Annotated in this window: 19 protein-coding genes; 13 read left to right on the plus strand and 6 right to left on the minus strand. The window is 72.4% G+C overall.

Annotated elements, in window-relative coordinates; genetic code table 11:
• Positions 1–35 precede the first annotated feature (35 nt).
• From ACFZA0_RS22630 to ACFZA0_RS22640, 3 genes are all read left to right on the plus strand, one after another.
• Complete coding sequence (locus tag ACFZA0_RS22630) at positions 36–1,112, plus strand: LCP family protein (RefSeq protein WP_391019815.1); 1,077 nt, start codon at positions 36–38, stop codon at positions 1,110–1,112.
• 226 nt (positions 1,113–1,338) lie between these two features.
• Positions 1,339–1,695, plus strand: a complete 357-nt coding sequence (locus tag ACFZA0_RS22635) for a YciI family protein (RefSeq protein ID WP_391019817.1) — start codon at positions 1,339–1,341, stop codon at positions 1,693–1,695.
• 79 nt (positions 1,696–1,774) lie between these two features.
• Positions 1,775–3,112, plus strand: coding sequence for a sigma-70 family RNA polymerase sigma factor (locus tag ACFZA0_RS22640; protein WP_391019820.1), 1,338 nt, complete (start codon positions 1,775–1,777; stop codon positions 3,110–3,112).
• A gap of 47 nt (positions 3,113–3,159) precedes the next feature.
• Here the strand turns inward: ACFZA0_RS22640 and ACFZA0_RS22645 are convergent, their stop codons facing one another.
• Complete coding sequence (locus ACFZA0_RS22645) at positions 3,160–4,359, minus strand: methyltransferase domain-containing protein (protein WP_391019823.1); 1,200 nt, start codon at positions 4,357–4,359, stop codon at positions 3,160–3,162.
• A 90-nt stretch (positions 4,360–4,449) separates the two neighbouring features.
• On the opposite strand from ACFZA0_RS22645, the gene ACFZA0_RS22650 reads away from it, so the two are divergent.
• From ACFZA0_RS22650 to groL, 4 genes are all read left to right on the plus strand, one after another.
• Positions 4,450–5,385 (plus strand): polysaccharide deacetylase family protein, encoded by a 936-nt coding sequence (locus tag ACFZA0_RS22650; RefSeq protein ID WP_391019827.1) that lies wholly within the window; start codon positions 4,450–4,452, stop codon positions 5,383–5,385.
• Positions 5,382–6,224, plus strand: a complete 843-nt coding sequence (locus tag ACFZA0_RS22655; RefSeq protein ID WP_391019829.1) for a polysaccharide deacetylase family protein — start codon at positions 5,382–5,384, stop codon at positions 6,222–6,224. Before ACFZA0_RS22650 ends, ACFZA0_RS22655 begins: the two co-directional genes overlap by 4 nt.
• A gap of 244 nt (positions 6,225–6,468) precedes the next feature.
• Positions 6,469–6,777: a co-chaperone GroES gene (gene groES, locus ACFZA0_RS22660; RefSeq protein WP_055493212.1), complete on the plus strand. Its 309-nt coding sequence runs from the start codon at positions 6,469–6,471 to the stop codon at positions 6,775–6,777.
• A gap of 137 nt (positions 6,778–6,914) precedes the next feature.
• A complete protein-coding gene (gene groL / locus ACFZA0_RS22665) occupies positions 6,915–8,540 on the plus strand; it encodes a chaperonin GroEL (RefSeq protein ID WP_391019832.1) in 1,626 nt (541 codons plus the stop codon).
• Positions 8,541–8,631: 91 nt separating this feature from the next.
• Here the strand turns inward: groL and ACFZA0_RS22670 are convergent, their stop codons facing one another.
• Entirely contained in the window at positions 8,632–9,405 is a 774-nt protein-coding gene (locus tag ACFZA0_RS22670) for an SDR family NAD(P)-dependent oxidoreductase (RefSeq protein ID WP_391019835.1), read from the minus strand.
• A gap of 64 nt (positions 9,406–9,469) precedes the next feature.
• Complete coding sequence (locus tag ACFZA0_RS22675; protein ID WP_391019838.1) at positions 9,470–10,138, minus strand: MOSC domain-containing protein; 669 nt, start codon at positions 10,136–10,138, stop codon at positions 9,470–9,472.
• 80 nt (positions 10,139–10,218) lie between these two features.
• Between ACFZA0_RS22675 and ACFZA0_RS22680 the strand changes: the two genes are divergently transcribed.
• Positions 10,219–11,121: a LysR substrate-binding domain-containing protein gene (locus ACFZA0_RS22680; RefSeq protein ID WP_391019842.1), complete on the plus strand. Its 903-nt coding sequence runs from the start codon at positions 10,219–10,221 to the stop codon at positions 11,119–11,121.
• A 144-nt stretch (positions 11,122–11,265) separates the two neighbouring features.
• Here ACFZA0_RS22680 and ACFZA0_RS22685 read toward each other — a convergent pair whose 3' ends face one another.
• Positions 11,266–11,595, minus strand: coding sequence for a WhiB family transcriptional regulator (locus ACFZA0_RS22685; protein WP_391019845.1), 330 nt, complete (start codon positions 11,593–11,595; stop codon positions 11,266–11,268).
• A 390-nt stretch (positions 11,596–11,985) separates the two neighbouring features.
• Between ACFZA0_RS22685 and ACFZA0_RS22690 the strand changes: the two genes are divergently transcribed.
• The 4 genes from ACFZA0_RS22690 to ACFZA0_RS22705 all read left to right on the plus strand — a co-directional run bounded on the left by ACFZA0_RS22690 (position 11,986) and on the right by ACFZA0_RS22705 (position 16,757).
• Positions 11,986–12,597, plus strand: coding sequence for a response regulator transcription factor (locus ACFZA0_RS22690; protein ID WP_003948568.1), 612 nt, complete (start codon positions 11,986–11,988; stop codon positions 12,595–12,597).
• 537 nt (positions 12,598–13,134) lie between these two features.
• A complete protein-coding gene (locus ACFZA0_RS22695; RefSeq protein ID WP_391019848.1) occupies positions 13,135–13,710 on the plus strand; it encodes an RNA polymerase sigma factor ShbA in 576 nt (191 codons plus the stop codon).
• A gap of 252 nt (positions 13,711–13,962) precedes the next feature.
• Entirely contained in the window at positions 13,963–15,468 is a 1,506-nt protein-coding gene (gene guaB, locus ACFZA0_RS22700; protein WP_391019851.1) for an IMP dehydrogenase, read from the plus strand.
• Between the two features lie 164 nt (positions 15,469–15,632).
• Positions 15,633–16,757 (plus strand): GuaB3 family IMP dehydrogenase-related protein, encoded by a 1,125-nt coding sequence (locus ACFZA0_RS22705; RefSeq protein ID WP_391019854.1) that lies wholly within the window; start codon positions 15,633–15,635, stop codon positions 16,755–16,757.
• 112 nt (positions 16,758–16,869) lie between these two features.
• Here the strand turns inward: ACFZA0_RS22705 and ACFZA0_RS22710 are convergent, their stop codons facing one another.
• Positions 16,870–17,553: a hypothetical protein gene (locus ACFZA0_RS22710; RefSeq protein WP_391019857.1), complete on the minus strand. Its 684-nt coding sequence runs from the start codon at positions 17,551–17,553 to the stop codon at positions 16,870–16,872.
• Positions 17,554–17,751: 198 nt separating this feature from the next.
• Positions 17,752–18,972 carry a nucleotide sugar dehydrogenase gene (locus ACFZA0_RS22715; protein ID WP_391019860.1) on the minus strand — a complete coding sequence of 407 codons (1,221 nt, stop codon included), beginning with the start codon at positions 18,970–18,972 and terminating at the stop codon, positions 17,752–17,754.
• 311 nt (positions 18,973–19,283) lie between these two features.
• Here ACFZA0_RS22715 and ACFZA0_RS22720 point away from each other — a divergent pair, with 311 nt between their 5' ends.
• On the plus strand, positions 19,284–20,990 hold the full coding sequence (locus tag ACFZA0_RS22720) for an FAD-dependent oxidoreductase (RefSeq protein ID WP_391019863.1): 1,707 nt from the start codon (positions 19,284–19,286) through the stop codon (positions 20,988–20,990).
• The last annotated feature ends 472 nt before the right edge of the window (positions 20,991–21,462 follow it).

Consider the following 21,462-nt stretch of genomic DNA (forward strand, 5'->3'; position numbering starts at 1 on the left):
GCCCTCCGCGTCACTGCCTGTAAAAAATCGGACGTATGTTCCTGGCTGTGACGGGACATGAGGAGCGCGGCGAGCGCGGCGACGGAGAGCAGCGCGGGGGCCGGCGGTCGCGAGTGGTGAAGGCCGTCGGTCTCTCCCTCGCCTGCGTCCTCGTCGTCGGCATCGCGGCGGGCGGCTACGCGTACTGGCGGCTCAACGACAACATCAAGAGCGTCGACATCGACGGCGCGCTCGGCGACGACCGTCCCGCGAAGGCCACGGCGACACCGTCGCCGAGCGCGTCGGACGCGGCCGCGCCGCTGCCCACGGGTGCCCTGAACATCCTGGTGCTCGGCTCCGACTCGCGCAGCGGCAAGGCGAACAAGTCGCTGGGCGGGGGCAGCAGTTCGGGAGCGCGCTCGGACACCGCGATGGTGGTTCACGTCGACGCGGGCCGCACGAGCGCGACCGTCGTGAGCATCCCGCGCGACACCCTCGTCACGCGTCCGTCGTGCCCGCTGGCGTCGGGCGGCAGCACGTCGGTCGCGTACGACGCGATGTTCAACAGCGCCTATGCGGTGGGCGGTCCGGTCTGCGCGGTGAAGACGGTCGAGTCGATCACGAACGTCCGCATGGACCACTACCTCGAAATCGACTTCTCCGGCTTCGCGAAGCTGGTGAACGCCCTCGGCGGCGTCACGGTCACCACCGACCAGGACATCGACGACGACAAGAGCCACCTGAAGCTGAAGGCCGGCACCCACCACCTCGACGGCAAGCAGGCGCTGGCGCTCGCCCGCACCCGGCACGGCATAGGCGACGGCAGCGACCTCGGCCGCATCAAGCTCCAGCAGAACCTGGTGAAGTCCCTGCTGGGGCAGGTGTCCACGTCCGACCTGCTGACCGACCCGGCCAAGCTCTACAAGGTCGCCGACGCGCTCACCGACAGCCTGACGACGGACACCGGGCTCGACTCGCTGAGCGAGCTGATGAGCCTGGGCGAGAGCCTGAAGGGCCTGTCGCGGGACGACGTGAAGACGGTGACGATGCCGGTCGTGACCGCGCCCTCCAACCCCAACCGGGTGGTCGCCGAGGAGCCGGAGGCGAGCGACCTGTGGGCGTCCCTGAAGTGACCCTGAGAGTCACCCTGGAGGGACCCCGAAAGGACTCCGAAGGGACCCCGAAATGAGCGACCGCGCGGCACGGGGCCCGGGGCTCGGGGCCTCAGAAAAAACTTCCGCGGATTTCTCCGGCGCGTGTCGATTCCGGCCCGGCCCGTTCGACGCAAGGGTGAGAGGCGGGGAACAGCCCCGCCCGCAGGGCCCGCTCCCGTGGGTCCGTGACACACCAGGAGCAGCCATGCCCCGCTACCTGTCGTTCATCCGCGTCGACGAGTCCACCGCCCCGGCCGACGGCCCGAGCCCCGAGCTGATGCAGCGCATGGGCGAACTGATCGACGAGATCACCAAGGCCGGCGTCATGCTCGACACGGCCGGCCTCACCCCCGCCGACCAGGGCACCCAGGTGAGCTGGAAGGGCGGCGAACTCACCGTCACCGACGGGCCGTACGCCGAGTCCAAGGAGGTCGTCGGCGGCTACGCGCTCATGCAGTGCAAGGACATGGCCGAGGCGGTCGAGTGGACCAAGCGGTTCGTGAAGGTGCACGAGGACTACTGGACGATCACCTGTGAGGTCCGGGAGATCGCGGAGGGCTGACGGGCCGCTCCTCCCGCGGAACCGGGCCCCCGCGCGCCCGACTGGAACCGGGGGCGGCGCGGGTGTCGAATGGCGGACTGTGACCGACGAGCAGCCCGCCCCCGGCCCGCACCGCCCCGGCCCCGGCCGGGAGCGGGGCGGCTCCGGCCCCGCCGACCCCCGCCGTGCCGTGGAGACCGTGTTCCGCATGGAGTCGCCGCGGGTCATCGCGGCCGCCGCCCGCGTCGTGCGGGACGTCGGCATCGCCGAGGAGATCGCCCAGGACGCGCTGGTCGCGGCGCTGGAGCAGTGGCCGCGCGACGGGGTGCCCGACAACCCGGGCGCCTGGCTGACCACCATCGCCAGGCGCCGCGCCGTCGACCTGGTCAGGCGCCGCGAGCGGTACGCCCGCAAGCTCGCGGAGATCGGCCGCGACCTGGAGACGACGGCGCCCTCCGCCGGTGCCGCCGAGGAATCGGGGCCGGCGGAGGGTGACGACATCGACGACGACCTGCTCCGGCTGGTCTTCACCGCCTGCCACCCGGTGCTCTCCGCGGAGTCCCGCACGGCGCTCACCCTGCGGCTGCTCGGCGGCTTGACCACCGCCGAGACCGCCCGCGCCCTGCTCGCCCCCGAACCCACGGTCGCGCAGCGGGTGGTGCGCGCGAAGCGCACCCTGGCCACGAGGAACGTCGCCTTCGAGGTCCCCGTCGGCCCGGACCGCGCGGCCCGTCTCGGGTCCGTGCTCGACGTCATCTACCTGATCTTCAACGAGGGTTACGCCGCCACGGCCGGCGACGACTGGCTGCGTCCGGGGCTGTGCGAGGACGCGCTGCGGCTCGCGCGGCTGCTGTCGGGGCTGATGCCCAAGGAGCCCGAGGTGCACGGGCTCGCCTCGCTGCTGGAGTTCCAGGCGGCCCGCGCGCCGGCCCGCACCGGACCGTCCGGCGAGCCGGTGCTGCTGCGCGACCAGGACCGGCGCCGCTGGAACCGTCTGCTGCTCGCCCGGGGAGTCGACGCGCTCGGCCGCGCGGGCGCCCTCGCGGCGGGGCCGCCGGGACCGTACGTCCTCCAGGCGGCCATCGCCGCCTGTCACGCCCACGCGCACACCTACGAGGACACCGACTGGGCACGCATCGCCACCCTGTACGGGCTGCTGGCCGCGCGGGCGCCCTCGCCGGTGGTCGAGCTCAACCGCGCGGTCGCCGTCTCCATGGCCGAGGGACCCGGACCCGCGCTCGTCCTCGTGGACCGCCTCGCCGGTGAACCGGCCCTGCGCGGATACCACTTGCTGCCCAGCGTGCGCGGCGACCTGCTGGCCCGCCTGGGCCGCACCGCCGAGGCGCGCGCCGAGTTCGACCGGGCCGTGTCCCTCACCCGCAACCAGCGCGAACGCGACCTGCTCACCGCCCGGTTGGCCGCCCTGCCCGACAACTGATCCCCGCATCGGGCACGTTGGTCAACAGGGCTGCCGCGTACGTCCGTTCACGCCCCCGCGGGCGGCAGGGGGTGCCCGATCAGCATCGCCGGGGCACCCGCCACCCGGGTCAGGAACACCGTCGCCGCGTTGCGGCCCTGGGGCTTCACCTTACGGCGCAGCTCCTCCGGCTCCACCGCGGAGCCGCGCTTCTTCACGGTGAGCGTGCCGACCTCGCGCTCCCGCAGCAGCGCCTTCAACTTCTTCACACCAAAGGGGAGTTGGTCGGTGATCTCGTACCCGGACGCGTACGGCGTCGTGCGCGCCTCGTCGGCCGTGACGTACGCGATCGTCTCGTCGACCAGTCCGCCGCCCAGTTCCTCGGCCACCTCCGCGACGAGGTGCGCCCGGACGACGGCACCGTCCGGCTCGTAGAGGTAGCGGCCGACCGGGCGCACCGGCGGGTTCGGCAGACCGCGGCCGCGCAGGACCCGGGGGCCGGGGAGCAGCGTCGCGGTCACGGCGCCGGCGTCGCCGGTGCCGAACCACAGCACGGCCTCCTTGACGTCCCCCCCGTCCGAGATCCACTCGGCCGCCGCGTCCTCGGGCACCGCCTCGTGCGGTACGCCGGGCGCGATCTTCAGGGCGGCCAGGGGAGCGGAACGCGCCGCCCCGATCGCCCACGACAGCGGCGGGGAGTACGCCTCCGGGTCGAAGACGCGGCCGCGGCCGCCGCGCCGCGCGGGGTCGGCGAACACGGCGTCGTACCCGGCGGTGTCGACCTCGGTGACGTCCGCCTCGCGCACCTCGATCAGCGCGTCCAGGCCGAGGGCGGCGGCGTTGGCGCGGGCGACCGCGGCCGTCAGCGGGTCCCGGTCCACGGCGAGGACGCGGATGCCCGCGCGGGCCAGCGCGACGGCGTCGCCGCCGATGCCGCAGCACAGGTCGGCCACCGACGTCACGCCCAGGTCGCGCATCCGCCCGGCCCGGTACTCCGCGACGGCGGCGCGCGTGGACTGCTCGAAGCCGTTCGGGGTGAAGAACATCCGCTCCGCGTCGGGCGCCGCGAACTTCGCCGCCGCGCGCTGCCGCAGCCGGGCCTGCGCGAGCGCCGCCGAGACCAGCTCGGCGGGGTGGTCGCGGCGCAGCCGGGTGGCGACGGCGAGTTCCTTCGCCGGGTCGGTGCCGCGCACCTCGTCGAGCAGGGCGCGGCCCTCGGGGGTGAGCAGCGGGGCGAGGGCGCGCAGGGGGTCGGTCACGTCGTTCACCGGCTCATTGTGGGCCAGTCGGTGGACGCCGCGCCGGTCGTGGCGGTGTCGGCCGGGCGCGCGGCCGGGGGTTTGCGAGGATCCGGCACCATGCGAGTAGTAGGACAAAATGACAAAAAGGGGTCTTCTCGGAAGGCCCGTCTCCGGATCGTGCGGGCCGGCACCGCGGTGCTCGCCGCCGCGGCGGTCCTCGCCGGCTGCGCCCAGGCGGACCGGGACGGTGCCGTCCGCCCCGCCGCCGGACAGCAGCCGCTCCAGGCGCCCCCGGCCCGCGCCCTCGACTCCTACGCGACGAGACTGCGCGCCGCCCAGGCGGCCCGCGTCGCGGCGGCGAAGCGCTGGGGTCTGGACAAGGTGCCGCTGACCGCCCCGCCGCCGCCCGCGACCAAGCCCGTCATCACCGCCCGCGACGGGTTCGAGGTCGACGGCCAGGAGGACCTGCCGCCGGTCTTCACCACGATCCCCACCAAGGACCGCGTCGTCTTCCTCACCATCGACGACGGCGAGGAGAAGGACCCCGCGTTCCTGCGCATGATGAGCGAGCTGAAGATCCCGTACACGGTCTTCCTCAGCGACTACCTGATCAAGGACGACTACGCGTACTTCAAGCGCATGCAGGACCGCGGCATCACCCTCAACAACCACACCCTGCACCACCCGTACCTGCCCGCCCTGAGCTACGAGCAGCAGAAGCACGAGATCTGCGCGATGCAGGACGTGATCGAGAAGCAGTACGGCAAGCGGCCGAAGCTGTTCCGCCCGCCCTACGGCAACTACAACCGCGACACCCTGCGCGCCGCCGCGAGCTGCGGCGTGAAGTACGCCCCGATCTGGGACGAGGAGGTGTTCGTCGACCACTGGGAGTACCGCGAGTGGGACCGCGACCTGCACCCCGGCGACATCGTCCTCACGCACTTCCGCGGCACCAAGGACTGGAAGGGCACCATGCCGGACATGATCCGGCGGTTCCTCCAGCAGATCACGGACAAGGGGTACGCCGTGGCCCGTCTGGAGGACTACCTGTGAGACCGCGACGGCCGGTCGCCGCCCTGCTCGCGGCGGCCGTCCTCGCCCTGCTCACCGGCTGCGCCCAGTCCGTCGACCCCATCGAACGGCTGGGCAGGAAGGCGGCGCAGCGGGTGCACACCGGGAGCCCGCACCCGCACGGCGCCGTCACCGCCGCGCTGCCGCCGTACCGCCGCTGGGGCCTCGCCGCCCCGCTCGCGCGCGCCCCGAAGCCGTCCGGGCGCCCGCTCGCCGGCCCGGCGGCGTCCGGCCTCGCGCCGGTCGTCGACCATGTGCCCACCCGCGACCGCGTCGTCTTCCTGACCTACGACGACGCGGCCGAACGCGACCCCCGGTTCGTCGACATGGTCCGCGAACTGCGGCTGCCCGTCAGCGTGTTCCTCACCGACGACGTCGTCGGGCCGGGGTACGCGCACTTCGCGCACCTGATGGCCGTCGGCGCGAGCGTGCAGAACCACACCCTCGACCACACCGCGCTGCGCGGGCTGCCGTACGCCGGACAGCGCGCCGAGATCTGCCGCCAGCAGGACAAGATCCGCGCCCGCTTCGGCGTCCGCCCCCGGCTGCTGCGCCCGCCCTACGGCGTCTACGACACCGTCACCCGGCGGGCTGCGGCCGGCTGCGGTGTCTCCGCACTCGTGCTGGGGCGGGCGGCGGCGACCGCGGACGGCGGGCTGCGCTTCACCGCCGGGGAGCACCGGCTGCTGCCCGGCGACATCGTCTCCGTCGGCTCCGACGAACAGGCCGGCGGCACGTCCCTGCGCGAGCGCACGACCGCGCTGCTGCGCCGCGCCGGACGCGAGGGGCTCACGGTGGCGCGGCTGGAGGACTACCTCTAGGCGGCGGGGGCGGGAATCCGGGGCGCCGGGAGCCCCCGCCGGACCGTGCCCCGGCACGCCGCGACGCCGTCGATTGGCACTCCGCTTGACCGAGTGCTAATCGCGGTCATAGTCTCGCCTCTGGCACTCCCCGCAGGAGAGTGCCAATAGCGACGGGCAGGTCCGGCACCCGCGACGACGGATCGACCTGGTCGCCACCTCAGACAGTTAACCCCGTGAGATCTCCGAAGGGGGAGGTCGGATCGTGACGACCGCCAGCTCCAAGGTTGCCATCAAGCCGCTTGAGGACCGCATCGTGGTCCAGCCGCTCGACGCCGAGCAGACCACGGCCTCCGGCCTGGTCATTCCGGACACTGCCAAGGAGAAGCCCCAGGAGGGCGTCGTCCTGGCCGTGGGCCCGGGCCGCTTCGAGAACGGCGAGCGTCTTCCGCTCGACGTCAAGACCGGCGACATCGTGCTGTACAGCAAGTACGGCGGCACCGAGGTGAAGTACAACGGCGAGGAGTACCTCGTCCTCTCGGCCCGCGACGTGCTCGCGATCATCGAGAAGTAGTTCACCCGCTTCCACGCGAAGCACCTTTTGCACCGAACGGCGCCCCTGGCCCCCCGCGACCCACTGAGCCGGGCGTCGGGGGCGCCGTTCGTTTCAACCCTTTGCACCTCTAGATTCCCGAGAGGGCCAACGCTCCCATGGCGAAGATCCTGAAGTTCGACGAGGACGCCCGTCGCGCCCTCGAGCGCGGCGTCAACAAGCTTGCCGACACGGTCAAGGTGACGATCGGCCCCAAGGGCCGCAACGTCGTCATCGACAAGAAGTTCGGCGCTCCCACCATCACCAACGACGGTGTGACCATCGCCCGCGAGGTCGAGATCGAGGACCCGTACGAGAACCTCGGCGCGCAGCTCGTGAAGGAGGTGGCCACCAAGACCAACGACATCGCTGGTGACGGCACCACCACCGCCACGGTGCTCGCCCAGGCGCTCGTGCGCGAGGGCCTGCGCAACGTCGCCGCCGGTGCTTCCCCGGCCGCCCTGAAGAAGGGCATCGACGCCGCGGTCAAGGCCGTCTCCGACGAGCTGCTCGCCACCGCGCGCCCGATCGACGACAAGGCCGACATCGCCGCCGTCGCCGCTCTGTCCGCCCAGGACAAGCAGGTCGGTGACCTCATCGCCGAGGCGATGGACAAGGTCGGCAAGGACGGTGTCATCACCGTCGAGGAGTCCAACACCTTCGGCCTGGAGCTCGACTTCACCGAGGGCATGGCCTTCGACAAGGGCTACCTGTCCCCGTACATGGTGTCCGACCAGGAGCGTATGGAGGCCGTCCTCGACGACCCGTACATCCTGATCCACCAGGGCAAGATCTCCTCGATCCAGGACCTGCTGCCGCTGCTGGAGAAGGTCATCCAGGCCAACGCCTCCAAGCCGCTGCTGATCATCGCCGAGGACGTCGACGGCGAGGCCCTGTCGACCCTGGTCGTCAACAAGATCCGCGGCACCTTCAACGCGGTCGCGGTCAAGGCCCCCGGCTTCGGTGACCGCCGCAAGGCCATGCTCGGCGACATCGCCACCCTCACCGGTGGCCAGGTCATCGCCGAGGAGGTCGGCCTCAAGCTCGACCAGGTCGGTCTCGACGTGCTGGGCACCGCCCGCCGCGTCACCGTCTCCAAGGACGACACCACGATCGTCGACGGCGGTGGCGACAGCTCCGAGGTCGCCGGCCGCGTCAACCAGATCAAGGCCGAGATCGAGAACACGGACTCCGACTGGGACCGCGAGAAGCTCCAGGAGCGCCTCGCGAAGCTGGCCGGCGGCGTGTGCGTGATCAAGGTCGGCGCCGCCACCGAGGTGGAGCTGAAGGAGAAGAAGCACCGTCTGGAGGACGCCATCTCCGCGACCCGCGCCGCGGTCGAGGAGGGCATCGTCTCCGGTGGTGGCTCCGCGCTCGTCCACGCCGTGAAGGTCCTGGAGGGCAACCTCGGCAAGACCGGCGACGAGGCCACGGGTGTCGCGGTCGTCCGCCGCGCCGCCGTCGAGCCGCTGCGCTGGATCGCCGAGAACGCCGGCCTGGAGGGTTACGTCATCACCTCCAAGGTCGCCGAGCTCGACAAGGGCCAGGGCTTCAACGCCGCCACCGGCGAGTACGGCGACCTGGTCAAGGCCGGCGTCATCGACCCGGTCAAGGTCACCCGCTCCGCCCTGGAGAACGCCGCCTCCATCGCCTCCCTGCTCCTCACGACCGAGACCCTGGTCGTCGAGAAGCCGGAGGAGGAGGAGCCGGCGGCCGCCGGTCACAGCCACGGCCACTCGCACTGACGCACCGCCGTCAGCGGCACTTCACGCCGAGGCCCGGCACCCCGCACGGGGTGCCGGGCCTCGGCGTTGCCACGGGGATGCGGCAACTTCCTTACTGCGGGCCGTACTTGCGTCCCGTGCGCGAGGTGATCCCGCCGAGCAGCGCGCGGGGCGTCACCTTCACCAGACCCATCAGCGCCTTGTAGCGCGGGTCCGGGATCGACAGCGTGCGGCCCCGGGCCAGGTCCTGAAGCGCCGCCGCGACCAGCTTGTCCGCGTCGAGCCACATCCACCCCGGGATGTTGTCCGTGCCCATGCCCGCCCGCTCGTGGAACTCCGTCCGCACGAAGCCCGGGGCCAGCGCCATCAGCCGCACCCCGCTGCCCGCGAGGTCCCGGGCCGCCCCCTGCGTGAACTGGACCACCCAGGCCTTGGACGCCCCGTAGGTGCCGCGCGGCACGAACGCCGCCACCGACGCCACGTTCACCACACCGCCCCGGCCCCGCTCGCGCATCGCCTCCGCGGCGGCCGACGTCAGCCGCAGCACCGCCTCGCAGTGCACCTTCAGCATCGTCAGCTCGTCGGCCATGGGGACGTCGAGGTAACGGCCCTTGTTGCCGAAGCCCGCGTTGTTGACCAGCAGATCCACGGGGTTCTTGCGGTCGCCGAGCCGCTTGGCGACCGCCTCGATGCCGTCGTCGCGGGACAGGTCCGCGGTCAGCACCTCGGCCTCGATGCCGTGCCGGTCGTGCAGCTCGGTCGCCTGCTCGTGCAGCCGTTCGGTGTCGCGCGCCACCAGGACGAGGTCGTGCCCGTCCGCCGCCAGGCGCCGCGCGAACGCGGCACCGATTCCCGCAGTCGATCCCGTGATCAGAGCCGTTGTCATGGCCCCAGAGTAGATACCTCCGGGGGCCGCGCCGACCGCGCGCGCCCCGAGGCCGCGCGCCCCGTCAGGACCCGTACCGCTCCTGGTACTTGAGGGCGGTGGCCCGCGCCTCCGGGTGCAGGGCCGCGCCCGCGGCGAGCAGGAGCGGCAGCAGGTGCCGCTCGGTGGTGACCGCCCGGAACTGCAGGGCGACGCTCACCTCGTGGCCGGGCCGGTGCACCACCTCGACACTGTCGCCGGCCCGTATCTCCCCGGGCTCGATCACCCGCAGGTAGGCGCCCGGTGCCGCCCGCCCGGTGAACCGCTTCACCCAGCCGCGCTCGCCCAGGTGGCCCTGGAAGGTGCGGCACGGGATGCGCCCGCTGGTGACTTCGAGCAGCAGGTCGGGACCCACCCGCCAGCGCTCGCCGATCAGCGCGCCGGAGACGTCGACGCCCTCGGTCGTCAGGTTCTCGCCGAAGCAGCCGTTCGCCAGCGGCCGTTCCAGCGTGCGCTCCCACTCGTCCAGGTCCTCGCGGGCCACCGCGTACACGGCCTGGTCGTCGCCCCCGTGGTGCCGGAGGTCGCAGACGCTGTCCCCGGCCAGCCCGCTGCCGGACGTCCCCTTCGGGCCGGGCGCCGCCACGCGCACCGGCCCGTCGGCCGGCCGCTTGTCGATGCCCGTCACTCCGCCCACCTGGTCCGTGTACGGCTGCGGACGCGGACGGCCCAGATTCACGGAGAGCAGCTTCATGCGGGCATTCTAGGAGCGCCCGGTGAAAGCGGGGAAGTGGATTTCGGCGCTGTGGATAAGTTTCCCTTATGCTCGGATGCGTGATCGAGGCCCGGCATCTCAGAGTCCTGCGCGCGGTGGCCGCCACCGGTTCCTTCTCGGCGGCCGGCCGCGAACTGGGCTGCACGCAGCCCGCCGTCAGCCAGCAGATGAAGGCGCTGGAGACGGCGGCCGGCACCCCGCTGCTGATCCGCGGCGCCCGCGAGATGCGGCTCACCGAGGCGGGCGAGGCGCTGGTGCGCCACGCGTCCGGCATCCTCGCCGGCCTGACCGCGGCCGAGGAGGAGATCGCCGCCATCGCCGGGCTGCGCGCCGGCCGGGTCCGCCTGGTGTCCTTCCCCAGCGGCAGTTCCGCCCTCGTCCCCACCGCCCTCGCCGCCCTGCGCGCGGACCACCCCGGCACCCGGGTCTCCCTGGAGGAGGCCGAGCCGCCGGCCTCGGTCGGCATGCTCCGCGAGGGCGACTGCGACGTGGCGCTCGCCTTCCGGTACGCCGGTGCCGCGGGCGCCGAGGAGTGGGACGACCTGGTGGTCAGGCCGCTGCTGGCCGACCGTCTCGTCGCGCTGGTCCCCGAGGGGCACCCGCTCGCGTCGGCCGAGTCCCTGGCCATCGAGGCACTCGCCGACCAGCCCTGGATCGCGGGCTGCCCGCGCTGCCGCGGCCAGCTCGTCGAGGTGTGCGAGGGCGCCGGTTTCACGCCCCGCATCGACTTCGCGACCGACGACTACCCGGCCGTGGTGGGGCTGGTCGGCGCGGGACTCGGCGTCGCCGTCCTGCCGCAGCTCGCCGTGGACTCCGTCCGCCCGCGCGGCACCCGCACGGTGGCGCTGGAACCGGCGGTGCGGCGCGAGATCGTCGCGCTCACCCTGCCGGACCTGGCCCGCGTGCCCGCGGTCGCCGCGATGCTCGACCACCTGGCGCGGGCGGCCTCACCCGCCGCCTGACGGCACGGCACGACCCGCCCGCACCGCGCGCCGCGCACCCCCTTGCACCGCGCAGCACCGCGACGCACGCGCGTGCGTCGCGGACGGATCCGGGCAGAGCTGTAGAGAGAAACGTTCCTTCAGTCGTCGTTCCGTGCGCGCCCCTCAGTCGTCGGAGGATCTGTCCGCGCCCGCGGCCGACGCCGTGACCAGGCGGTTGCGCGCGCGTCCCATGAGTTCCTCGCGTTCGTCCTCGGTCAGGCCGCCCCACACGCCGTACGGCTCGCGCACCGCCAGTGCGTGCGCCGCGCACTGCGCGCGGACCGGGCACCTCATGCAGACCTCCTTGGCCGAGTTCTCGCGTGCGCTGCGAGCCGCCCCGCGCTCACCTTCCGGGTGGAAGAAGAGCGAGCTGTCGACCCCCCGGCAGGCGGCAAGGAGTTGCCAGTCCCACAGGTCCGCGTTCGGTCCGGGAAGGCGGGAGAAATCTGCCATTACGTGACCCCTTGTAGCGGTTCTGGGCGGATACGGTGCCAACGACCGTACATCTCCGATCTAAGGAGATGAAAATATGACTCATTGCGAATCTAGCCTCAGACACTGACAAAAGGGAAGAAAAGGGTCTGAACGGGGCATGGGTTGTGGTGAAAAGACGAGGGTCCGCCGCTGCTTCCTGTGGTGTGTCCGCCCCCTCACGTAGAGTGCCGAAGACGGCATGTGCCCCCGTAACTCTTTCGAGTGACCGTCGTTGGTAGTGCGGTGGCGGTTGAGAACACAAGCGCTCGGGCAGGCGTCCGAGGCGGTCGACCGCACAGGTGACGATTTCGTACCAGCCTGGAGGCTCAAGGTGACGCGCAGCAGCTGTGAGAGCCGCGGAGGACAGCCATGACATCCGTCCTCGTCTGTGACGACTCCCCGCTTGCCCGAGAGGCGCTCCGCCGCGCGGTCGCGACCGTGCCCGGTGTCGAGCGCGTGACGACGGCGGCCAACGGCGAGGAAGTCCTCCGCCGCTGGGGTGCCGACCGTTCGGACCTCATTCTGATGGACGTGCGCATGCCCGGACTGGGCGGTGTCGAGACCGTGCGGCGGCTGCTCTCCGCCGATCCCGGTGCGCGCATCATCATGCTCACGGTCGCCGAGGACCTCGACGGTGTGGCCCTCGCGGTCGCCGCCGGGGCCCGCGGGTACCTGCACAAGGACGCCTCCCGCGCCGAACTGCGCGCGACGGTGACGCAGGCCCTGGCCGACCCGACCTGGCGGCTCGCGCCGCGCAGACTGCGCTCGGCCGAGATGGGTGCGGCGCCCACCCTCACCGCGCGCGAGATCCAGGTGCTGGAGGGCATGAGCCACGGCCGCTCCAACGCGGAGATCGGCCGGGAGTTGTTCCTCTCCGAGGACACGGTCAAGACCCACGCGCGCCGCCTGTTCAAGAAGCTCGGCGCATCGGACCGCGCGCACGCCGTGGCGCTCGGCTTCCGGTGGGGTCTGGTGCGCTAGGGCATCGGGCAGAGGGGCGCCTCCGATGGACCCCCGTGGTGCGCGGTGTCCGGCACTCCCGCACGGTGCGCCGGCCGCGGTCGCCCGTGCCGCGTCGCCGTCCGCGTCCTCCCGCGGAGGTCCATCAGAAGCGCCCCGGCCCGTCGTCGGATCCCGGCCGCTCGCGTCCGTCCCCGGCGGACGGTGTACGGGGCGGTGGGCCGACGGCGGCCACCGGGTACTCCGGCCGGCGGACCCGCGTCCGGTCGCCGCAGCGGCCGGGCCGTGGTCCTCCGGGCCCTCGAACCCGGTCACGAGGACGAAGCGAAGTCCCGTTCCCGCACGTGGACGGGGATGTGGACGAGACCCGTCGGACGCCCGCTGCTCGTTTCGCCGCGGATGCCGCATCCTTGAGGTGTGGAGTTCCTCGGGGACGAGTCGGTCGAGCGGAAGGGGAGGGCGCAGGGGATGAGTTCCGGCGCACCTGCTCATAACGCTTCGGTGCACAACAACGGACGCGGTGCCACGGATTCGACGACGCCAGGGCACCATGGACCGATGCGCGACGACGAGACGACGGTGATCGGTGCGCTCGTCCGTCGCGCGGTCGACGGCGACGAGCAGGCCACACACGATCTGCTCGCCCGGGTCCACCCTCTCGCGCTCCGCTACTGCCGCACCCGGCTGTCCCGGCTGCCCGGCGACGCGCGCCACTTCGTCGAGGACCTGGCGCAGGAGGTCTGCGTCGCCGTCCTTCTCGCACTGCCCCGCTACAAGGACACCGGCCGCCCCTTCGAGGCGTTCGTCTTCGCCATCGCCGGCCACAAGGTCGCCGACCTGCAACGGGCCGCGATGCGGCACCCCGGCTCCACCGCCGTGCCCTCCGACGAGATGCCCGAGCGCCCCGACGACTCCCTCGGCCCCGAGGAGCGCGCCCTGCTCAGCAGCGACGCCGAATGGGCCAAGAAGCTGCTCGCCAACCTCCCCGACAACCAGCGCGAACTCCTGCTGCTGCGCATCGCGGTGGGGCTCACGGCGGAGGAGACGGGCCAGATGCTCGGCATGTCGCCCGGCGCGGTCCGGGTGGCGCAGCACAGGGCGCTGAGCAGGCTCAGGGCGCTGGCGGAGCAGTAGTCGGCCGTCCCGCGGCGGCCCGTCCGCGATGCGGCACGCGCCGCCGGTCGGCTGGTCTTCGCGCGTCGCCTTTGTGAAGAACGACTCAGCCGTTCCACGTCCCCACCCGTACGCCCGTCCGGGTGAACGGCCAGCTCACGGCATCCGTACGAACATACGAAGAAGTCGCCCTCCCGATCGGTGGAATGGCCGACCCCCGGTTCCCGTTAGCATGGACATCCGCACCGAGCAAGGCCATATGGGGAAGGTGTCATGACTGCCAACGTCGACGGAGTGCCCGCCAAATTCGCGACCCTCGGGCTGACCTACGACGACGTGCTGCTGTTGCCGGGATTGTCGGACATGGCGCCCGACGATATCGACACCGCCTCGTACGTCTCCAAGAACGTCCGGGTGAAGATTCCGCTGCTCTCCGCCGCCATGGACAAGGTCACCGAGTCGCGTCTCGCGATCGCGATGGCCCGCCAGGGCGGTGTCGGAGTCCTGCACCGCAACCTGTCCATCGAGGACCAGGCCAACCAGGTCGACCTGGTGAAGCGCTCCGAGTCCGGCATGGTCGCGGACCCGATCACCATCCACCCGGACGCCACCCTCGGCGAGGCCGACGCGCTGTGCGCCAAGTTCCGCATCAGCGGCGTCCCGGTCACCGACCCCGCGGGCAAGCTGCTCGGCATCGTCACCAACCGTGACATGGCCTTCGAGAACGACCGTGCGCGCCGCGTGCGCGAGGTCATGACGCCGATGCCGCTGGTCACCGGCAAGGTCGGCATCTCCGGCGCCGAGGCCATGGAGCTGCTGCGCCGTCACAAGATCGAGAAGCTGCCGCTGGTCGACGACGCGGGCATCCTCAAGGGCCTGATCACGGTCAAGGACTTCGTCAAGGCCGAGAAGTACCCGAACGCCGCCAAGGACGCCGAGGGCAGGCTGCTCGTCGGTGCCGCGGTCGGTGTGGCAGGCGACGCCTTCGAGCGCGCCCAGGCGCTGGTCGCCGCCGGCGCCGACTTCATCGTCGTCGACACCGCGCACGGTCACTCCCGGCTGGTCGGCGACATGGTCGCCAAGATCAAGTCGAACTCCACCGGCGTCGACGTCATCGGCGGCAACATCGCCACCCGTGACGGTGCCAAGGCGCTCGTGGACGCGGGCGCGGACGGCATCAAGGTCGGTGTCGGACCGGGCTCCATCTGCACCACCCGCGTGGTCGCCGGCATCGGCGTCCCCCAGGTCACCGCGATCTACGAGGCGTCCCTCGCCGCCAAAGAGGCCGGCGTGCCGGTCATCGGCGACGGCGGCCTGCAGTACTCGGGCGACATCGCGAAGGCCCTGGTCGCGGGCGCGGACACCGTGATGCTGGGCTCGCTGCTGGCCGGCTGCGAGGAGTCGCCCGGCGAGCTGCTCTTCATCAACGGCAAGCAGTTCAAGTCGTACCGCGGCATGGGCTCGCTGGGCGCCATGCAGACGCGCGGCGACCGCAAGTCGTTCTCCAAGGACCGCTACTTCCAGGAGGGCGTCGCCTCCGACGAGCAGCTGATCCCCGAGGGCATCGAGGGCCAGGTGCCCTACCGCGGCCCGCTCGCCTCCGTCGTGCACCAGCTCGTCGGCGGCCTGCGCCAGTCGATGTTCTACGTCGGCGGCCGCACGGTCCCCGAACTCCAGGACAACGGACGCTTCGTGCGCATCACGTCGGCGGGCCTCAAGGAGAGCCACCCGCACGACATCCAGATGACGGTCGAGGCGCCCAACTACAGCCGCAAGTGAGCCGCCGAAAGTGAGCCGTACGCGCGCGTGACGCACGGTCCGAGTGGTGCCGAGGGCGGTCCCGGGGTCTCCGGGACCGCCCTCGGCGTGCCCGCGGGGCGGCCCGGTACGCGCGCGTCGGGGATACTGGGAGGCGCTGAAACGCAGAGGGAAAGGCCACAGACGTGACTGAGATCGAGATCGGGCGCGGCAAGCGCGGCCGCCGGGCGTACGCCTTCGACGACATCGCCGTCGTCCCGAGCCGCCGTACGCGGGACCCGAAGGAGGTCTCGATCGCCTGGCAGATCGACGCGTACCGCTTCGAACTGCCCTTCCTGGCCGCCCCCATGGACTCGGTCGTCTCCCCGGCCACCGCGATCCGTATCGGCGAGCTGGGCGGCCTCGGGGTGCTGAACCTCGAAGGCCTCTGGACCCGCTACGAGGACCCGCAGCCGCTGCTCGACGAGATCGTCGGGCTCCCCGACGAGGCGGCGACCCGCAGGCTCCAGGAGATCTACGCGGCGCCCATCAAGGAAGAGCTGATCGGCGCGCGCATCAAGGAGGTGCGCGACTCCGGTGTCGTCACCGCCGCCGCGCTCTCCCCGCAGCGCACGGCCCAGTTCTCCAAGGCCGTCGTGGACGCGGGCGTCGACATCTTCGTCATCCGCGGAACCACCGTGTCCGCCGAGCACGTCTCCGGGTCGCACGAACCGCTGAACCTCAAGCAGTTCATCTACGAGCTCGACGTCCCGGTGATCGTCGGCGGCTGCGCCACCTACACCGCCGCCCTGCACCTGATGCGCACCGGCGCGGCGGGCGTGCTGGTCGGCTTCGGCGGCGGCGCCGCGCACACCACGCGCAACGTCCTCGGCATCCAGGTGCCCATGGCGACCGCGGTCGCGGACGTGGCGGCGGCCCGGCGCGACTACATGGACGAGTCCGGCGGCCGGTACGTGCACGTGATCGCCGACGGCGGTGTCGGCTGGTCCGGCGACCTGCCCAAGGCCATCGCCTGCGGCGCCGACTCGGTGATGGTCGGCTCCCCGCTCGCCCGTGCCAGCGACGGCCCCGGCCGCGGCCACCACTGGGGCATGGAGGCCGTCAACGAGGAGCTGCCGCGCGGCAAGAAGGTCGACCTCGGCACCGTCGGCACGCTGGAGGAGGTCCTCACCGGCCCCTCGCGCATCCCCGACGGTTCGATGAACTTCTTCGGCGCCCTCCGCCGCGCGATGGCCACCACCGGCTACAGCGAGCTCAAGGAGTTCCAGCGCGTCGAGGTCACCGTCGCGGACTCGCAGCACAAGCGCTGACGGCCGGCCGGCAGCGAACAGTACGCACGCACGCGTAGGGCCCGTTCTCCCAGTGGCATCACTGGGAGAACGGGCCCTACGCGTGCGTTGCGGGCATGCCGGGGGGCGTCGCTCAGACGGCGCTCTTCTTCGCGCCGGAGACGGCGGCGAACGCGGCGAGCGCGAAGAAGAGGAACGTCAGCGGGTCCGCGTCCGCCTTCCAGGCGTCCTGGACGATGCCGAAGTGGTGGAAGAAGACCTCGGTGAAGCTCACGCCGACCGCGTCCGCGCCGATCATCGCCTCGCCGACGAGCTGGCCCAGGTAGACCGAGGCGAGAGCGAGCACCGCGCTCACCACGGGCAGTACCGGGTTGCGGCCGCCGACCCTGCCGGCCGCGAGGCCCACGACGAAACCGACGCCGACCGCCGCGTAGCCGATCTCGTGCTTGGTCAGGCCGATGATCACGCCGTAGAGCGCGGCGGCGACGACGGCGGCGACCACGGCGGACAGCAGGCCGAGCCCGACGTTCGCGGGACGCGCGGGCGGTACCGGAATCGCGGGTACCGCCGGGTACGCGGGTGCGGCGCCGAATCCCGGCGGGGGCAGCCGGCTCGGCACCGTCCCGGCCGCCGGGGCGGGCGGCGGGACCGCGCCGGGCGCGGTGGCGGGGGCCCCGGCGGCCGGAGCGGCCTGGGGCGCCGCGGCCGGTACGGGCACGGCCCCGGGCTGCGGCGCGGGAACGGCGTCGGCGGGCCGCCCGGGTGCGGTGCCCTCGGCGGGCTGCGGCGACTGCGGCGGCGGCACTGACTGGCTCATGACAGGAATCCCCCCACGGGACGGCAAGGCGAACGGAACGAACAGGCGCAAGCAGATTGCCGCAGCACGGCCCCGGAGTGCGCGGGGGTGCTGCGGCAGGCTCGTGTGCGCACCGATGTGCGACGAGTGGCAGGAGACTAGCAGGCCGGTGCCCCCCTGCCACCAGCGAGTTTGTGCGGCTGGAGGGCTCCGGGACCGTCAGAGACGGTGTGCCGCGCCCGTCGGGGTCGCCCCCCGTGTGTCCAGCAGGAGCTGGGCCTTCACCGACAGGCCCTGGAGGTCGTACGTGCGGTGCTGCTGGAGCAGGATCGTCAGGTCGGCGTCGGCGGCGGCCTCGTAGAGCGACTCCGCTCGCGGCACGGGCCGGTCGAGGACGCTCCAGGACGGCACGTGCGGGTCGTGGTAGCTGACCGAGGCCCCCAGCTCCATCAGCCGGATCGCGATCTCGTGGGCGGGGGTGCCCTGTTGGTCGCCGAGGTCGGCCTTGTAGCTGACGCCGAGCAGCAGCACGCGCGCGCCGCGGGCCGACTTGCCGTGCTCGTTCAGGAGGGTGGCCGCGCGCTGCACCACGTAGCGCGGCATGCGGCCGTTGACCTGCTGGGCGAGCTCCACCATGCGCAGGGTGCGCACGGCGTGGCCGGTCAGGTCCTGCGGCAGGCCGTGGCCGCCGACGCCGGGGCCGGGCCGGAACGCCTGGAAGCCGAACGGCTTGGTCTCGGCGCACCGGATGACGTCCCACAGGTCGACGCTCAACTCGTGGCAGAGCACGGCCATTTCGTTGACCAGGGCGATGTTGACGTGCCGGAAGTTCGTCTCCAGGACCTGCACGGTCTCCGCCTCGCGCAGACCACGCGCGCGTACGACGCGGTCCGTGAGCCGTCCGTAGAAGGCCGCCGCGGACTCCGTGCAGGCGGGAGTCAGGCCGCCGATCACCTTGGGGGTGTTGGCGGGGGTGAAGTCGCGGTTGCCCGGGTCGACGCGGCTCGGGGAGTACGCGAGGTGGAAGTCGCGCCCCGCGCGCAGCCCGGAACCCTCCTCCAGGATCGGCCGCAGGAACCTGTCCGTCGTGCCCGGGTGCACGGGCGACTCCAGGATCACCGTGGTGTGCGGGCGAAGCCGCGCGGCCAGGGTGCGCGCGGCCGCCTCCACCTGGCCGAGGTCGATCCCGCCGTCCGCGCCCCGGGGCGTCGGCGCACAGATGACCGCCGTGCGCACCCGGCCGAGTTCGGCGGGGTTCGCGGTCGGCCGGAAGCCCCCCGAGAGCATCCGGCGCAGTTCGGCGGGACTCAGCGAGCCCGCCTCGGACCCGGCCTCGGCGCCGGTGCGGTAGCCGAGGGTGGAGATGCCGGCGGCGACGGCGGCCTGGGCCAGCGGCAGGCCGAGCGGGCCGAGTCCGATCACGGCGAGATCTGCGGGCATGGCGTGGGCCGTCCTTCCCAGTAACCGAAGCGGGACAGGTGCGCAAGCCCGGTGGACAGGATGGGCGAGCGCAATGTCAGACTAGGAGTAAATATGACCGATATGCGGGATTGGTCGGTCGAGTCTCCGGAGTGTTGACGTGCGGATCCGCGGGTCCTCCCGCCGCGGGAGCCGTCGGCCGATCCGGGTTTTCCACAGCCCTGGCTCCGTGGTGGCTGGAACGGGGCATCACGGTCAGAATTTGGGCAGGGGGTACGGAGCCGGGCTTCGCCCCAGAGGTGCGGCCGACGCGACCGACAGCTGGAGGCAGCATGAGGACAGCGGCACTGGGACCGGAGCAGCGCGCCCAGGCTCTGGCGGCGATGGCCGAGCGTGAGCTGGACGTACTGGTGGTGGGCGGCGGAGTGGTCGGTGCGGGCACCGCGCTCGACGCGGTGACCCGCGGCCTGTCCACCGGCCTGGTGGAGGCCCGGGACTACGCCTCGGGCACGTCGAGCAGGTCCAGCAAGCTGATCCACGGCGGGCTGCGGTACCTGGAGATGCTCGACTTCACCCTGGTGCGGGAGGCGTTGAAGGAGCGGGGACTGCTGCTCGAACGGCTCGCGCCGCACCTCGTGAAGCCCGTCCCGTTCCTCTACCCCTTGCAGCACAAGGGCTGGGAGCGCCTGTACGCAGGATCGGGCGTCGCGCTCTACGACGGCATGTCGATGGCCCGCGGACACGGCCGCGGCCTGCCGGTGCACCGCCACCTGACCCGCCGCCATGCCCTGCGGGTGGCCCCCTGCCTGAAGCGCGACGCCCTGGTGGGCGCCCTCCAGTACTACGACGCGCAGATGGACGACGCGCGGTACGTGGCGACCCTGGTGCGCACGGCGGCGTCGTACGGCGCGAAGGTGGCCAACCGGGCGCGTGTCACCGGGTTCCTTCGCGAGGGCGAACGCGTCGTGGGCGCGCGCGTGGAGGACGTGGAGGCGGGCGGCGAGTACGAGATCCGTGCCAAACAGGTCGTCAACGCGACCGGTGTGTGGACCGACGACACCCAGGCCCTGGTGGGCGAGCGCGGCCAGTTCCACGTCCGCGCGTCCAAGGGCATCCACCTGGTCGTCCCGAAGGACCGCATCAACTCCACCACCGGCCTCATCCTGCGCACGGAGAAGTCCGTCCTGTTCGTCATCCCCTGGGGGAGGCACTGGATCGTCGGCACCACCGACACCGGCTGGGACCTCGACAAGGCCCACCCGGCGGCCTCCAGCGCCGACATCGACTACCTCCTGGAGCACGTCAACTCCGTCCTCTCCGTCCCGCTCACCCGCGACGACGTCCAGGGCGTGTACGCGGGACTGCGGCCCCTCCTCGCGGGCGAGTCCGACGCCACCAGCAAGCTGTCCCGCGAGCACACCGTGGCGCACCCCGTCCCCGGCCTCGTGGTCGTGGCGGGCGGCAAGTACACGACGTACCGGGTGATGGCGAAGGACGCCGTCGACGAGGCGGTGCACGGGCTCGACCAGCGGGTCGCCGAGTGCGTCACCGAGGAGACCCCGCTGCTCGGCGCCGAGGGCTACCAGGCGCTGTGGAACGCGCGGGCGCGCATCGCCGAACGCACCGGCCTGCACGTGGTGCGCGTCGAGCACCTGCTGAACCGGTACGGCTCCGCGGCGGAGGAACTCCTCGAACTGATCGCGGCCGACGCCTCGTTGGGCGAGCCGCTCCAGGCCGCCGACGACTACCTGCGCGCCGAGGTGGTGTACGCGGCCTCGCACGAGGGCGCCCGCCACCTCGACGACGTGCTGACGCGCCGCACCCGTATCTCCATCGAGACCTTCGACCGGGGCACGCGCAGCGCCCGGGAGGCCGCGGAGCTCATGGCACCCGTGCTGGGCTGGGACAAGGACCAGATCGAGCGCGAGGTGGAGCACTACGAGAAGCGGGTCGAGGCGGAGCGGGAGTCGCAGCGCCAGCCCGACGACCTGACGGCGGACGCGGCACGGCTGGGGGCGCCGGACATCGTGCCGCTGTAGCGGGCGGGGGAGGGGAGTTGGGCGGGCGGGTCGGTGCCCCCGGTGCGGGGCGCCGGCCCGGGTCCGTTTGCCGCCGCGGGCGCGGGCGCGGTGGAGCCGTGCGGGCGGTGGGGGCGGTGTGTGCGGTGGGGGCCGTGAGGCCGGTGTGGTGAGGGCGGGGACAGAGTGTCACCCGAACGTGTGAGCCGATCCGGGATCTTCGTTCGGAACCGGCTCGTTCTAGGAAGTGCGAGGGCGGAACTCGGCCGCGGACGGCGCCGGTTCGGGGCAGGGATCCGCGCTCGGCCTCCACGGCACCCCGGGCGCCCCAAGGCGCCGTGAGCCCCTGGCCGTCACCGGTGTCCAGCATCCCGCGCAGCCGGCGCGCGGGGAGTGGGACACCGTCGGCCGGGAGCGGCGAGGCGCAAGGGGCGAGGAAGGCCGGGAGGACGACGGGAGAAAGGGGAGGTGACCATCAGGCAGAGGCAAGAGC

The sequence above is a fragment of the Streptomyces sp. NPDC008150 genome, assembly GCF_042956945.1.
Lineage (GTDB): Bacteria > Actinomycetota > Actinomycetes > Streptomycetales > Streptomycetaceae > Streptomyces.